This window comes from Formosa sp. Hel1_31_208 (assembly GCF_900104785.1).
In the GTDB taxonomy this organism is placed as follows: domain Bacteria; phylum Bacteroidota; class Bacteroidia; order Flavobacteriales; family Flavobacteriaceae; genus Psychroserpens.
Window position 1 is genome coordinate 2,281,158 of record NZ_LT629733.1, and the last position, 16,222, is coordinate 2,297,379.

Annotated in this window: 14 protein-coding genes; 13 read left to right on the top strand and 1 reads right to left on the bottom strand. The window is 33.3% G+C overall.

What is annotated here, in order from left to right:
- The first annotated feature begins 375 nt into the window (after positions 1-375).
- From BLT57_RS10270 to BLT57_RS10280, 3 genes are all read left to right on the top strand, one after another.
- Entirely contained in the window at positions 376-630 is a 255-nt protein-coding gene (locus BLT57_RS10270) for a hypothetical protein (protein ID WP_091426748.1), read from the top strand.
- A gap of 369 nt (positions 631-999) precedes the next feature.
- The gene (locus BLT57_RS10275; protein WP_091425460.1) at positions 1,000-2,196 is read left to right on the top strand and encodes an alpha/beta fold hydrolase; all 1,197 of its coding nucleotides are present in this window, start codon (positions 1,000-1,002) and stop codon (positions 2,194-2,196) included.
- Between the two features lie 104 nt (positions 2,197-2,300).
- A complete protein-coding gene (locus BLT57_RS10280) occupies positions 2,301-2,786 on the top strand; it encodes a nuclear transport factor 2 family protein (RefSeq protein ID WP_091425462.1) in 486 nt (161 codons plus the stop codon).
- Positions 2,787-3,109: 323 nt separating this feature from the next.
- On the opposite strand, the gene BLT57_RS10285 is transcribed toward BLT57_RS10280, so the two are convergent.
- Positions 3,110-3,928, bottom strand: a complete 819-nt coding sequence (locus BLT57_RS10285) for a hypothetical protein (RefSeq protein WP_091425463.1) — start codon at positions 3,926-3,928, stop codon at positions 3,110-3,112.
- A gap of 251 nt (positions 3,929-4,179) precedes the next feature.
- Between BLT57_RS10285 and BLT57_RS10290 the strand changes: the two genes are divergently transcribed.
- The 10 genes from BLT57_RS10290 to BLT57_RS10345 all read left to right on the top strand — a co-directional run bounded on the left by BLT57_RS10290 (position 4,180) and on the right by BLT57_RS10345 (position 16,131).
- Positions 4,180-4,659: a nuclear transport factor 2 family protein gene (locus BLT57_RS10290; RefSeq protein ID WP_091425465.1), complete on the top strand. Its 480-nt coding sequence runs from the start codon at positions 4,180-4,182 to the stop codon at positions 4,657-4,659.
- 189 nt (positions 4,660-4,848) lie between these two features.
- Positions 4,849-6,825 (top strand): M1 family metallopeptidase, encoded by a 1,977-nt coding sequence (locus tag BLT57_RS10295; protein WP_231928684.1) that lies wholly within the window; start codon positions 4,849-4,851, stop codon positions 6,823-6,825.
- 220 nt (positions 6,826-7,045) lie between these two features.
- Positions 7,046-7,513, top strand: a complete 468-nt coding sequence (locus tag BLT57_RS10300; RefSeq protein ID WP_157717174.1) for a DUF423 domain-containing protein — start codon at positions 7,046-7,048, stop codon at positions 7,511-7,513.
- Between the two features lie 238 nt (positions 7,514-7,751).
- Positions 7,752-8,240: a hypothetical protein gene (locus BLT57_RS10305; RefSeq protein ID WP_091425467.1), complete on the top strand. Its 489-nt coding sequence runs from the start codon at positions 7,752-7,754 to the stop codon at positions 8,238-8,240.
- A 259-nt stretch (positions 8,241-8,499) separates the two neighbouring features.
- Complete coding sequence (locus BLT57_RS10310) at positions 8,500-9,219, top strand: CPBP family intramembrane glutamic endopeptidase (RefSeq protein WP_091425469.1); 720 nt, start codon at positions 8,500-8,502, stop codon at positions 9,217-9,219.
- Positions 9,220-9,554: 335 nt separating this feature from the next.
- Entirely contained in the window at positions 9,555-12,830 is a 3,276-nt protein-coding gene (locus BLT57_RS10315) for an exo-alpha-sialidase (RefSeq protein ID WP_091425471.1), read from the top strand.
- A gap of 301 nt (positions 12,831-13,131) precedes the next feature.
- Positions 13,132-13,650: a nuclear transport factor 2 family protein gene (locus BLT57_RS10320; RefSeq protein ID WP_091425473.1), complete on the top strand. Its 519-nt coding sequence runs from the start codon at positions 13,132-13,134 to the stop codon at positions 13,648-13,650.
- Between the two features lie 156 nt (positions 13,651-13,806).
- Positions 13,807-14,286 carry a hypothetical protein gene (locus BLT57_RS10325; protein WP_091425475.1) on the top strand — a complete coding sequence of 160 codons (480 nt, stop codon included), beginning with the start codon at positions 13,807-13,809 and terminating at the stop codon, positions 14,284-14,286.
- 313 nt (positions 14,287-14,599) lie between these two features.
- Complete coding sequence (locus BLT57_RS10335) at positions 14,600-14,923, top strand: EthD family reductase (protein ID WP_091425478.1); 324 nt, start codon at positions 14,600-14,602, stop codon at positions 14,921-14,923.
- Between the two features lie 488 nt (positions 14,924-15,411).
- Positions 15,412-16,131, top strand: coding sequence for a hypothetical protein (locus BLT57_RS10345; RefSeq protein ID WP_091425482.1), 720 nt, complete (start codon positions 15,412-15,414; stop codon positions 16,129-16,131).
- Positions 16,132-16,222 lie beyond the last annotated feature (91 nt).

Genomic DNA, 16,222 nt, shown 5'->3' on the forward strand with positions numbered 1-16,222 from the left:
CGACTTCAATAAAACAAAAAAAGTACCAAAATGGATTTACCATATTTTTGTCCTCCATATTTTATTAAAATTATCTCTTTCGCTGTCAATTTTTCAGAATAATTATCATTTTTTCACTTAAATATATGTCATATTGACGTTTTGAATATATCGAAATTAGAAAATGACGAACAAAACTCTCTAATACAAAGCTGAGGATAAGCACTACTTAAAACAACGTGTAAAACTAATTGCTGGTTCTGTGTATACTCGAGAAATCCTAGCCGATTTTCTTCTGGTTCGTTTTCTATTTATTAACTTAGTGCTTGCCAACGCAACTAGCCATACATGAATACGTTGACATTCATTAACCGATCGCAATCAAAACCTTATAATATGAATAAAACAAAATTGACTTTGATTTTTATGCTAATATTTTCTTTAGAATGTTTCAGTCAAAACTCTGGTAACAACGATATTAGAAATACTGCAATAAGTAGTGGAATTGGATTAGGAAGTGTGTTAGCTGTGGTGGTTTCCTGGGAAAGAAACAAATCTGTTCTCTTAGCGTTTTTACACGGAATTTTTAGCTGGTTATATGTTTTATATTTTGTAATAACAAGAAAACCTGAAGAAAGACATAAAAAATAAGTCAGAACTTATACAAGTTTATCTAAATACGAACTGAATGTGGAATTTGGTAAGTTGCGGAATTGTTAACTCAATCGAAATTGAAAAAGTCTGCGGAATAGAACACTGATCGCATTCACTCAAACGCTGGAAAATCAGAAAACGAAATTAAGCTGAATAATTAGTATTCTGAATAAAAACAACGAAAGTACAAAACGGCTTATAACTAATTGCTGTAGTGTGAAAGTCTTAATCGAAAAATTCTCCGAATTTCCCTCAGATTCGTCTCCTTTTGATATCTTTAGACCAGGCACAATTAACTATACACGAACACGTTGTAGCTCCTTCTGAAAACAAGCGATTTAATTAATATATTTTGAGATATTTCTTTTGAAACCTACAACCAATTATACAAAAAGCGGAACTTTTAATATTGCCTATCAGGTAATAGGAAAAGGCCCTGTAGACTTAATTTATATTCCTGGTTGGGTATCTAATATTGATATGATGTGGTCTGAGCCTAGATATGCTACGTTTTTAACAAGACTAACATTCTTCTCTAGGTTAATAATATTTGACAAAAGAGGCACTGGATTATCAGATAGATCTGATAAGTATTCTACTATGGATGAACGAATGGAAGATATAATAGCTGTGATGAATGCTACAAATTCTAAAAAAGCATTCTTATTTAGTCATTCAGAAGGAGGTTCAGTAAGTTTATTATTCTCTTTAAAGTATCCAGAAAAGACACTAGGAGTAGTCGGTTTTGGAATATTTGCCAAACGTAGGTTCTCCGAAGATTATCCATGGGCACCAACAGATGAAGAGCGTGAGGTTTCAAATAAATTAATTGAGGACAATTGGGCACATGGTAAATTAGATGAATTACGAACACTTGTCCCTTCTCTAGCCCACGATAATGGATTCATGCATTGGCTAGCCAGTTATTTGCGTTCTGGAGGAAGCCCAAAAGCTGCCTTGATTTTACATAAACAATGTACACAGATTGATGTGACTGCTATTTTAGGTTCAATACAAGTTCCAACTCTTCTACTCTTTAGAAAAGGTGACATAGAAATCCTAGTTGAAGAAGGCAGATATATAGCAGAACGAATAGCAAATTCTAAATTTGTTGAATTAGAAGGAGAGGATCATCTGTTCTGGACCGGAGACACATATCCTATTCTAGCAGAAATACAAGAGTTTATGACAGGAATTCGCCCTCATAGGACAGATTTTAACAACAGTAAAGAAGAAAATAAAAAATCAGGTATTGATATAAAAACAGTTATGTCTGAAAATTTTTTATATAATTTAAAAGTTGAAGAGTTTGCGAAATTATGTGGCAGAAGTCTTTCTGCTTTTAAGAGGGATTTTAAAATAGCTTATAATACCACCCCTTCCAAATGGATTAAAACCAAACGCCTAGAGTATTCGAAAAAACTCCTTCTTGAGAGTAGTCTGAATATAAATGAAGTATGCTATGAATGTGGTTTCGTAAATTCATCACATTACATCAAATCCTTTAAAGAACAATATGATATTCCTCCTCACCAATTCCGACTTGGTCATAAAGTATTCTAATTTGTGTTTTTGGACTTTTCAGAATATTTTTTGAACTTTTTTGAAAGTTATTTGTATTAGTTTAAGGTGATATTTGTTGTATTAACTTAAACATGTATTACATTATGAAATCAAGATTAACCTTTACACTAATTATTACTTTAGGGCTATACAGTGCTAGTTGCAATGCTCAAGTTGACCTTATCAACAATGAATTTCCAGAAGCTAAACAAGAAGTCATGAAAACTTTTGGTGCAATCGCTCAAAGTATCAAGGATAAAGATATAGACAAACTTATTTCCTTCCATGCCTATGGCCCTAAGTTTACAGAATTTAAAAATGGTGAACCACGTAATGGTGATAAAGCAAACGAAACTCATGAACGCAATGTATTTGGTTCAGTTTCAGAAGTTATTAAATTTGATGCAATAGATTTACAAATAGCCGTTTATGGTGATGTAGCAAATCTAACTTTTCATTCTGATTTTCATTTAAAATTTGGTGAAGATTTAGTAATAATAAACGATCAAATAACTTTATTATTTGTTAAAACAAACGATGGATGGAAAATGGTTCATGAACATCACTCACCTTTGAAAAATATTGAATAACAAAGTACAACAACGTTTATAATTAATTACTTGTATCTCAGTGCCAATCGGAAAATTCTGTGGTTTTTCCTCTGGTTCGGCTTCTTTTGTTAACTTAGTTCTCGTCAACGCAGCAAGCTATATAAGAATAGGTTGTGCATAATATAAAACCTAAGTACACGTATCGTTAGATAAATAAAAAATGGGACTAGTAGTAAATAAATAGGTGGGCAATTTTTAAGGTGAAACCATAAATCTGAAACCTAAACTCCTTTCTATTTATTCAGATGACAAAATGGTATATGGGCTTTTTTAACAAATGTAATACCATTACATTCTTGTCATTATTTAGTATAAAGAGGGGTTCTTTTTGCTAAAAATTTCAAGGTAACTTTGTAGGCATCATTAGATTGCCAAAAGGATTCATGATTCTTGTTAAAGATATTGTCTCCTTTATCATTATAAACATTCATGGTAATTGTGGTACTATAATTTTTGTTAGTCGTACTGGATTTACTAGTGTTAACATTTGTTCCGGAATTGTCAAATAATTTGCCCACAAACGTTTTTGCCGGTTTTTTGTTATTGGTCTTTATATTCGTATTCGATGCTGAATAACTTGATACACTTGTCTCCTCTATAGAAACTAAACCTTGTACTACGAATTCGACGCCTAATATATCGCACAGCTCTCCCATGGAGTAGTTTTGCTCGTCGTTAGCTCCAATTCCTGCTTTACCAAGCAGTCTATTGGTGGTCATTGGGTCTTGAAAATTCAATATTCCTTTATGGGCATTAAATATTGCATAGGTTTCCTGCTGAATCTTTTTAGACATAGCACTAGAGCCATCATCTTGATTTTTTAAAAATGCAAAAGGCAAAATGGCTACTTTATTATGGTGATCTTTTAAACTACTGGAAGCATTGTAAAATTCAACACGTCCAGAAGAAAAGGTGATTTTTGCAATTTTAACCTTAGGAACTTTATATTCAATAGTTTCATTTTGATAAATGAAATTGATATTTGTATCGCCAATGGCTATGACTTTGCCAATCATTTCAGTCCCATCAACCTTTAAAACAATATCATTTTGAGCTCCGACATTTTCAATTACTACGGTGAATAAAAAAATGGTTAGTGATAATTGAATACATAATTTCATATTAATACTTTATTTTTATTTTAAGTAATTTACAAAAACTAAATTAAATTACAATAGCTTTAATTGAAAACACTATGCACAACACCATGTATAATTAATGGCTAGTTCTCATCCACTTACGAAAATCCTATCGGATTTTCTGTTCGATTTATATTTGCTAAATTTGGTGTTTAAAACACGTCACAAAATCATACACAAAACCTTTGGCAGCAATGCTGACCAGACTTTAATTCAATTAAAGAAAAAGAGAAATGAAAAAAATCTTTGCACTATTAATTGCACTCACAATTTGTTTTTTAGCTTCTGCCCAACGGCCAGCTGAAGAATTGGATATAGAATCTGAAAAAGCTACTGTTAAAAATTTAGTAGAGAAATTTCTAACTGCTATTGGTAAGCACGATATAGAGACTGTACAGACAATGTTTAGCGATAAGGCTAACATATATGGAGCTTCTTTAAGAGAAGGAAAATGGATTACTAATACATATACAATTCAGGAATTTTTGGAGCGCTTAAAATCTTATGATAACCCAACAAAATATACAGAACCTGTTTCTCATTTTACAGTACACATCGAAATGGGAATTTTAGCGTTTGTAAGAGCTGATGCAATTTTTACCATAAACGGTGAGCCAAGAAATAATAATTTAGACTACTTCACACTAATTAAAGAAGATGGTAATTGGAAAATATTAAATGCCTCTTATGTATCAGTACGCATTAAAAAATAGTATAATTACAGTTGAATAAAAAACACAGCAGCCAACAACGTGTTTAACCAATTGTTTAGTTGGTGTGTACTCGGAAAATCCGTAGGATTTTCCTTTGATTAGTTTTCTTTTACTAACTTAGTTCACACCAACGCAACTAGCCATAGACAAACACGTTGTAGGCAATTATCCAACCAAAGAATTTAAAACATGAAAAAAACAACATTTATTATCCTTTGTCTTCAACTATCCATTTTCACCCTATTTGGACAGAACGTAACTGGAAAATGGTATGAAATTGAAAACCCAAATGCAAGTTTAGAAATCACTATTAATAAGAATAACGATGTATTTTCTGGCTCTTTTACCTGGGAATGGAAAAACTGGATTAGCACAGTTAATGCACCTCTGGATAATCTAATCTTTAAGAACGATTCTCTTTTATTTGAATTAACACATGGAAACTTTAAGACTAATTTCAAATTACAAAAGAATAATGAAAAGTACACTTACAACGGTTTTTTCTATGTGGACGGGCGTCAAATAGGACCTGTAACTTTGAGTTGCTCCCCAATAAAACGCGATATGACCACTAGCCCAATTGTTGAAAAAACATATACGAGACAAGATACCTTAAGAGGCAAAATTACACCTGAAAGGGCATGGTGGAATTTAACACATTATGATTTAAAAATTGAATTGGATATCGAAAACAAGTACATTAAAGGTTCCAACATCATTACATACACAGTGCTAGAACCAAAAAAGTCCATGCAAATAGACTTACAAGAGCCTTTGAAAATCACTAAAGTCATTCAAGCTGGTAAATTGTTAACCTTTGCGAGAGAAGGAAATGCGTATTTCATCCAATTGAAAGAAAATCAGATAAAAGGATCTTCGCAAGAGATTGAAGTATTCTATGAAGGAAAGCCCAAGGAAGCACCAAGAGCGCCTTGGGATGGTGGCTTTTCGTGGGAAAAAGATGCGAATGGCAAACCTTTAGTCTTTACTTCATGTCAAGGTAACGGTGCGAGCTTGTGGTGGCCAAACAAAGACCACATGTACGATGAGCCCGATAATGGGATGACAATAAGCGTAACCGTTCCTGAGGAGCTGATGGCTGTTGCCAATGGCAAACTCACTACAACGAAAAAAATGGACAATGGAACAACTAAATATCAATGGACGGTAGTAAACCCTATCAATAGTTATGGTGTCGCTTTAAATGTCGCCGATTATGCGCATTTTTCAGACCCATATAAAGGAATAAAAGGAACACTAGAATGTGAGTATTATGTACTGCCAGAACATCTGGAAAAAGCCAAGATACAGTTTAAACAAGCACATTTAATGTTAGAGGCCTTTGAGTATTGGTTCGGCCCCTACCCCTTCTACGAGGACAGTTATAAAATAGTAGATGGCGTAGGAATGGAACATCAAAGTTCAGTTGGTTACTCTGGTGAATATATTGATGGGAATCGTGGTAGAGATATGTCAGGTTCTGGTTGGGGCTTGAAATTTGATTATTTAATTATTCACGAATCTGGTCATGAATGGTTTGCAAATAACATTACGTACAAAGACATGGCAGATATGTGGGTTCACGAAGGATTTACAACCTATTCTGAAGCCTTGTATGTGGAATATCATTATGGAAGAAAAGCTGGAGCAGAATATATTAAAGGTCTATCCAAACGTATCGCTAACGATATACCAATAATTGGAGATTATGATGTTAATGATATGGATTATACTGGAGATATTTATATTAAAGGCGCTACAGTTTTGCATACTTTAAGACAAGTGATTAATAATGATGAAAAGTGGAGGTCTATCCTAACTGGTTTAAATTCAGTATTCTACCACAAAACAGTGACCACCGCAGATATTGAAAATTATATTTCTAAACAGTCAGATTTAGACTTAAGCACATTCTTTGAGCAATACCTAAGAACTACAGATATACCAACATTAGAATACTTTTTTGAGGGTAACAAATTTGTTTATCGATGGATAAATGCCGTGCCCGGATTTAATATGCCCTTGAAAGTAAAACTAAATGACAAAAAGCAATGGATTAAACCGACCACCAATTGGACACATGAATTTACCCAAGAGAATAATAAAGAATTAATTATTGATTCTAATTTTTATGTGGCTGAGTTTAAGAATATGACAAATAAATAAAAGCGCACAACAACGTGTATCAATAATTGCTCGTTCTGTCTGTATTCGAAAAATCTTATACCCTACATTAGTCTACTTCGCCGAAGTAGTTTGGCTACAAGGGCTGAAAAACCTCTATTTTCTTGGGCGGATTTTTCTATTGGTTAATTTCCTTTTTACTAACTTAGTTCTCGCCAATGCAACTAGCAATACAAAAGACCATTGGCTAACATTAAAAACAATGGCGAAAAATATGAACAGCTGGAATTTTAAATTAAAAAAACGACCGAAAGAAGTTATTGAAGAACTAGCATCTGAACTTAATTCTATTGGAGGGTTTTCATTTAATAACAAAAACACTAATACTTTTAATTTCCGTAAAAGGATTCTGTACCCTTGGTATTATGCGTTCCAAAATTGGACTGTTGTTTATGGTGAATTGGCAGAAAATAATGTTGAAAACATTACAGAAGTTAAAATTTCTTTCAAACAGCACTTTTTAATAATATTAATAATAATTACTCATCTTATTCTAGGACTGGGACTTATTCTCGGACTATTCCTAGCGACAAACAATGAACCTATAACTTATATTTTAGCTGGACTAGTTATCGCTTTCGGAATAATTATTTGGATTACGGCAACTAGAAAATTTAAAAACGATTCTGAAAAATATAAAGTGCTAATAACCAAAACATTCGGAATTTAAAAAAATAACGAAAGCACAATTCCGTGAATAATTAATTGTTAGGTCACTGCCGACTTACGAACTTGCTTAGCAAACCATACACGAACAAGTTGTATATAATATTCATATGAAGCGAAGTGATAAAAATATAATGTAAGTTTACATAATAAAATATAATTTATGAATAGGCTCCTAAATCAAAGGGCATAAAAATCTAAATTATCTTGCTTCATACATTACAAATTTAAAAAATACCATTATGAAATACTTTAAAATCATTACATTATTGTTCAGTTCAGTCATTTTTTTCTATGCCTGTAATGACAACACTAAAGCATCAAAACAAGAATCCTTAAAACCATTAGAAGTTATAGATTCGACTAAACCATTAAATGCAGCAACTCCAAACCCGACTACTCTTGAACCCTCTCAAAATGCAGGAGGAGTCTGGCACTATACCTGTAGCAAAGGTTGTTCTGGAGGTGCTGGATCTGCTGTTAATTGTGATAATTGTGGAAGTCTCTTAGCACATAATACTAGTTATCACGCCAAGGCTAATAGTACACCAACTTCTACTGCTCCTTATGCTAATCCTCCTGCTGCTACTCCTGCTGCCGAACCTAGTCAAAATAAAGCTGGAGTGTGGCATTATACCTGTGGAAGAGGATGTGTTGGAGGATCTGGTGCTTCTGGCGCTTGTGGCACTTGTGGTGATGCCTTAGCTCATAACACAGCTTATCATCAGTAAGATGTAAGGTGTTGTGGTGTTGTGATTTACAAGGTACGTGTTGGTGAAATGGGTTTTTTAAAGCAAAAACGTAAACACAACAAAGTGTATAATTAATAGCTCGTTCTGTGTATACATGGAAAATCCTGCGGATTACCCTTTGGTTCGTTTTCTTTTATAATTTAGTTCTTGTCAACGCAACACACGAGCGAAGTGAACTGGCGCATCAAACCATACTCCATCAATATATATGCAATTTGAATGAATCGTAAATACAGAAATGAAAATTGACTGGAAAAATATAATTCTATTTGTTTTAATTGCTTTTGGAATATCCTATCCAGTTCAGCAGGGTTATTTAACCGACTTTTTTCTATCATTTACAAAAAATTCTTTTATCTCTGAATCAGAATATCTTCTGGCTGGATTTAGTACTTTAATTGCAGCAATAGTAGTATTGACATTTCATCAAAACCTATCAAAAAGAATAACCATTTTAGGAGATGACAAAATTAAAAACGCACTCATTTTAGTCCTGCCTATTATTGCTTTTTCCATAAGTGGCTTAAACAACAACTTTGGAATGAACGAATCGTTTTATGGATTTGCTTTTGCTTTGATTAATACAATATATGCTTTTACAGAAGAATTTGGTTGGAGAAGATATTTACAAAATGCACTTGAAGGCTTAAATAAAAATTTAAAATACATTTTTATTGGTGTTATTTGGTGGATTTGGCATTTAAGATTTGAGACGCAATTTGATATTTTTATCTTTCCTTTGATATGTATCTGTGGTGGATTTCTTTTAGGAAAACTAGCGGATGATACTGGGTCAATTTTGCCAGTGACAGCTATGCACACCTTAATAATTTTGACTACAAATTCAGGGATTTTTGGAATTAATGAAATAATGGGAATTGGGATCGTGATATTGGGATGGATATTAATTGAACTGTTATGGAAAAGAAAAAAAGCACATAATACCGTGCATAACTAACTGCTCTAGCTGGTTTAGATGGTTTAGCTGGTTTGACTGGTTTGACTGGTTTGACTGGTTTAGCTGGTCAAATACAAGAAAAAATTCTCACATAAATTTTACTATCTTTAAAACTCGGAAAAATAGCCTGGCTCTACCTCGCTCCTTTTTCCTTCCGTTTTTTAGCCGAAAACGGCTCAGCCAACCCGAAGTAGCCAAGGCAGATAAAAATGGTAACTAACCATGCACAAATACGTTGTGCAACATTTAAAACAAAATAGTAGCTAGCTAAAATCATATTTGATAAAAAACATTTTTAAATCTCAATAGTATATTACTAACTAAAAAACTCTTTAATGAAAAAATTAAATTTTCTCGTATTTGCATTCTTATTGGTCGGATTGCAATTTATTCAAGCTCAGAAAACAAAAAAAGAAGACAAACAACCTCTTGATAAAGTCAATATCGATGGACTTAAATGGCGAAGTATAGGACCTTCTTTAACTTCTGGTAGAATTTCAGATATTGCAGTAAATCCTAATAATCCATTTGAATATTACGTAGCATCATCTGCTGGAGGAGTATGGAAGACTATCAATTCTGGCGTAGATTATGTTCCAATTTTTGATAATGAAGGCTCCTACTCTATTGGTTGTATTACCATAGACCCAAACAATTCTAATGTCATTTGGGTTGGTACTGGAGAAAACAACAATCAACGTTCTGTGTCATATGGAGATGGTATTTATAAATCCCTTGATGGAGGAAAAACATGGAAAAATATGGGGTTAAAAACATCAGAACATATTGGAAGGATAATTGTCCATCCTGAAAATTCTGATGTAATTTATGTTGCTGCTATAGGACCTTTATGGAGCAAAGGAGGAGAAAGAGGTTTATATAAAACTAGTGATGGTGGAAAAACATGGGAAGCTATTCTTACAGTAGATGAACATACTGGTGTTAATGATGTGCAAATGGATCCTAGAAATCCTAATGTTTTATATGCGTCTACATTTCAACGTAGAAGACATGTTTTTACTTATGTTGGAGGTGGACCAGGTTCTGGAATGCACAAAAGTACAGATGGTGGAAACACATGGACAGAAATTAATTCTGGATTACCAAAAACTGAATTGGGACGAATTGGATTAGCCATTTCTCCTGCAAATCCAGAAATTATTTACGCTATTGTTGAAGCAGCAGAGGGCAAAGGTGGATTTTATGCGTCTACAAATAGAGGTGCAAGTTGGGAAAGAAGAGGAGATCATAAAACAAGTGGGAATTACTATCAAGAAATTATTGCAGATCCAATTGATGAAAACACCATCTATTCAATGGACACATGGATGTCTGCGAGTCACGATGGCGGAAAAACATTCAATAAAGTAGGTGAAGTCACTAAACATGTAGACAATCACTGTATGTGGATAGACCCAAACAATAATAAACATTGGCTAGTTGGTTGTGATGGAGGTATGTATGAAACATTTGATGCTGCCAAAACATGGGATTTTAAAGAAAATATTCCAGTTACCCAATTTTATAAAGTGGCTGTTGATAATGATTATCCGTTTTATAATGTATATGGTGGCACTCAGGATAATTTTAGTATAGGTGGTCCCTCTAGAGTACTCACAGGACACGGAATTACTAATTTTGATTGGTTTATTACGAATGGTGGTGATGGATTTGAATCTCAAATTGATCCAGACAATCCTAATATTGTATACGCTCAATCTCAATATGGTTTTTTAGTCCGCTACGATAAAAAAAGTGGCGAAATTATGGGTATCCAACCTAGTGAACGAGAGAATGAAAATAGCTACCGTTTTAATTGGGATTCACCTTTGGCTGTAAGTAAGCATGCTTCTGGACGATTATATTTTGCAGCTAATAAAGTATTTCGTTCTAACGATTATGGCAATAGTTGGGATGTTATTAGTGATGATTTGACACAACAAATTGACAGGAATAAACTAAAGGTTTTTGATCGTGTAGTGAGCATTGATGCAGTAGCAAAAAACGGCTCGACATCACTATATGGAAGTATCGTAGCATTATCTGAATCGCCTATTGACGAAAACCTCATTGCTATTGGTACCGATGATGGTTTGATTCAAATTACCGAAAACGGAGGAACAACTTGGCGCGCAGTCGATAACATATCTGGCGCACCAAATCAATCCTATGTCAACAGTGTATACCTCTCTAAGCATGACGTCAATGTGATGTATGTGGCATTTAATCATCATAAATATGGTGACTTTAAACCCTATATATTTAAATCGAACGATAAAGGAAAAACATGGAATTCTATTAGTACTAATTTACCAAAAAAAGGAAGTATCTACGCTATTGAAGAAGATCATATAGATAAAAATTTGATATTCTGTGGTACCGAGTATGGCGCATTTTTCTCACCCAATAGTGGACAACGATGGAAAGAATTGAGTTCAGGGTTGCCAACCATAGCTGTTAGAGATATTGCTATTCAGGAAAGAGAAAATGATTTGGTACTTGGTACTTTTGGCAGAGGCTTCTATGTAATGGATGATTATTCTGCACTGAGAACTATTGAAAACACCACACCCACTGAAGTAGCAAAAATATATCCAATTCGTAAAGCGTTATCATGGGAAAGAAGTCTTCCATTAGGTTTGCCTGGAAAAGCTTTTCAAGGCGATAATTTTTACACAGCTCCAAATCTTGGTCCTGAAGCTATGATTACCTATTACTACAATGATACTTATACATCTTTAAAGGAAAACCGCACAAAAAAAGAAAAAGAGCTTATTGAAAATAGAAAAGATGCCGTTTATCCAGATTATGATGCTTTAAAAGCTGAAACAGAAGAAGAAGAACCATCATTAGTATTTACAATTAAAAATAGTGAAGGACAGGTCGTTAAAAAAGAGTTTAAAAAACCAAAAGAGGGATTACAGCGCTTTCATTGGGATTTAAGATATACACTTCAAAATCCAATAGATTTGAGTAAGTCTTCCTTCTATAATCCTTGGGAAGCTTTAGATGAAGGGACTTTGGTACAACCTGGAACATATACTATAGAAATGGATATGTATAATGATGGCGAAATAAGTACGTTAGTAAGTCCAGTTTCATTTGATGTTATTGGATTGGAAAACACGGTAATGCCAGCTGCAAATAGAGCAGCCAAAGTAGCTTTTCAAAAACAAGTGTCACAACTTGAAGCCGATTTAAAAACTTGCCAAAAAATTATAGGCGAAACCAATACAAAACTAAAATATATCAAATTAGCAATCAAACGATCTGAACTACCTTATGGAGAACTTTCAAAAGCTGTTTTAGACATTGAAAACAAACTTAAGGTCATTAATCTATCGCTTTATGGAGATCCCGTAAAAAACAGATTAGATCTAAGACAACCTAAAAGTCCCGCAGCGCGCATTGGAAGCATAAGCTACGAACAGAAATATTCAACCTCTGCGCCTACACAAACCCACAAAGACAGCTACACTATTGCTAAAACTGAAATTATAGCACTAAAGGAAAAAGCAGAAGCTATTTTTAATTTAGATGTAAAACAATTAGAAGACAAACTTATTAAATCTGGAGCACCGTACACACCTGGACGTGGATATAAAAATTAAAATAAAATTGCAATTAAATAAACGTTACACAACAAAGTGTATAGCCAATTGCTTGTTCTGTGTGTACTCGGAAAATCCTACAACCTAAGCCCGCCTACTTCACCCAAGTAGTTTGGCCACAAAGGCTGAAAAGCTTCGGTTTTCGTGGCTTTTTTTCCCATTGCCTGTTGTTTTTAACTAATTAGTACCTAGTCAAAGTAACTCGCCTTAGGAGAATAGGTTGTAGCACATTGCCGAAATCCAACTAATTTATAAATTTCATATCTTTATAATTAACTAATAACCAATTAAATATAAAATCATGAAAACAAAATTGACATTTATAATGATTATGATTTTCGGAATTGTAATTACGAGTTGTAAACAAAAGGAAGAAGAATTGGAAGTTGAAGAAGTGAAAGTAGATTTAATTAATGATGAATTTCCTGAAGCAAAACAAGAATTATTGGCAACCTGGGATACCATTGTGCAAAGCCTTAAGGATGGAGATATGGATAAACTAATTGCTTTTCATGCTTATAGTCCGAAGTTTACTGAATTTAAAAATGGAGCACCTCGAAATGGAAGCGAAGCTAATGAAGAATTTGAACGCAATACTTTTGGTGCTGTAACTGAAGTTGTGAAATTCGACACTAAGGATATGTTGGTTGCCGTTTATGGTGATGTCGCCAATGTAACCTTTCATTCAGATTTTCATCTCAAATTTGGTGAAGATCTTGTTGTTGTAAACGACCAAATTTCATTGTTATTCGTAAAGACCGATAAAGGATGGAAAATCGTGAGCGAACATCATTCCCCTCTAAAAAAAGAAGAAAGTTAAAAACGTACTACAATAATGCATATAAAAATTAGCTCATAAAACGCAGGCCATTTCAGCTTGCGTTTTTTTTAATACATTTATACCCACCGACAAGTGAACGAATAAAACTCCCTACTTTTCTTACAAGAAGTTGTTGGCAACAACCTAAAAAAACAGATGGACAAGAAATCAAAAACGCAAAAATTAAGGCTGTCATTATATGCAATATTTACTTTGGCTTCGCTTATAATCATAGTTGATTTTGTTTTGCCAGGAAGAATAATAAATGATGAAATCATCCAAATACAAAGGGAGTTACAGCAATATTACAATGCCGCAAGCAACTACCATTATTCGTATAAAGTCATCACCAATCAACATGAATTTTTAATAACAGAAGATTTTGCCGAACTAGAACTCTTAAATGAAAAAATCGAATATTCAGTTTCTCGAATATTTAAAGAAGTAAATTGGTATCAATTGCTTTCATCTGAAAATAAGACTTTTTTTTCTTTAAGAATTGTATCAGGACTCGCTCTTCCATTACTGACAATTATTTCGATTTTTGTGGCTTTTCGATATAAAAAGGAAATAGGCACATTCGTTTTTATTCTTCAGATACTATTGATAGCAGATCTGATATTTTTAATGACATAAATAAAGGCAGGTGCCAATAAAGTGGATAATTAATTGCTTAGCTGGTAAAGTCAAGTAAAAGGTCTTATATTTATTTAAAATTATAAAAACTTGGAACATTGAGACATAACTTCCCTACTGCCAACTTTATATTTGGCATCCTTCCCAAGTTTGACTTATGTGGCAAAAGGTAATAAACCTAGAGCAAGACCTAAAGCGCAACTAGCTATAATACAAATACATTATGCTTCGTGCGATTTCAGATTATTAAAAGGCAGCTCTTTGATTAACAAGGGTGTTGAAAACAGAAAATATAAATCTAAAATATATAAAAATGAAAAAAGGTTCAATTAAAGTAAGTGTAATTTATCCTAACTCAGAAGGCAAAAAGTTTGACATGGACTATTATTGCCATAAACATGTTCCAATGGTTGGCAGTCTATTAGGTGATGCACTTAAAGCAGCAACAGTCGAAATGGGTATTGGTGGCGGTGCCCCAGGATCGTCAGCGCCTTATGCTGGAATGGGTAATATGTATTTTAATTCTGTTGAAGAATTTGAAAATGCCTTTGGCCCTAATGCTCATGAAATAATGGGAGATTTACCCAACTTTACTGATATTGAACCAATAATACAAGTAAGTGAAGTTATGATTTAACAGAAATAAAGATGATAAAAGGACGTTTTGAAGCAGAAAGCCCCCCCTTTATTCCGGATTTAAGATATTTTACCTTTGAATGTGACCGGGAATAGATTTTGAATGAATCTGTTGATTTTCTTAAATCCAATGACTTACATTTTTGGAACTTTTTTAGTGACGAGTCTTAACGACCAATGGTATTTGCCAATATTTCTGCAATAGCAATTTACTTTTCAAATCCTGACGGACATTCTTTAGAATTTATTATAAAACTTCCCCGAAAATATCGTTTTGAAAAAGGCCGTTTAGTCATTTCATATGAAGCTTGGTTGGAATTAGAAAAAAATGAAAAACAACCCCATGCAACAAGGTGTGAAATTAATTACTTGTTTCGCTTGTACATTGTATCTCGAATACAGGAATCCTCTAGTTCTTTATTTTATTAATTTAGACCTAACTAACGCGGCAATATCTTAAGCAAACACCTTAGCTATAATTTGAGAAAAATGAAAATATCTGTAATAAGTATATTAATAATTGGAATCGCAATCTTTATTGCTGCAAGGGAAAAGGATAATCCATTGTATCAGTTTATTAACACTGAAAAGGATTCAAAAATTACTGCAAAGGAATTTGTAAATAAAATAGATGCTTTGGGTTATTTTAAATACACAGAAACAAAGAATTTAAACGCCTTAAAACAAAATCATTTGGAGAGTTTTAGCCAAGGTGGATCTTGGGGTGGAATTTGGGATGAAGAAACCAATTTACCACTTGATAATCGTTATTACATCTGTGATGGAGAATCTGTATATGAGCAAGACGGATTTACTGAAATGTTAGATGAAATGAAATCGACATTAGAGAAAATTGGATTTACATTACATATTGATGACCACTTTGAAGAATGGGATAATCAAAATGAATGGCTAAATCATAGAATTACTATAAATGGTAATGAGTATGTTATTTTCAAAAACTTTAAAGGATATGGCTGGGGTGAAGCGGTTCAAAGATTGGCAGAAATACTAAACTCAGAATTTAAAAAACAGAATATTGCAGAAAGAGTATATTTAATAAACGGTGGAAATGACGGTTCATTAATATTCTTAGATGATGATTTATATCATTATTTCTATAACGTTTTTACAGACCCTCAATGGAAACCACTTGAAGTTAATGAATGGATGGAAGTAATGGGTGTTAAGCCCATGAAGTTAGATTAGCAAACTATAGCTGATAAAGTCAATCATTAATTGCTCAAGAGTACTTAATGATTATCACATATGTTTTGCCTTTCCTCAGCACTCTCCTTTT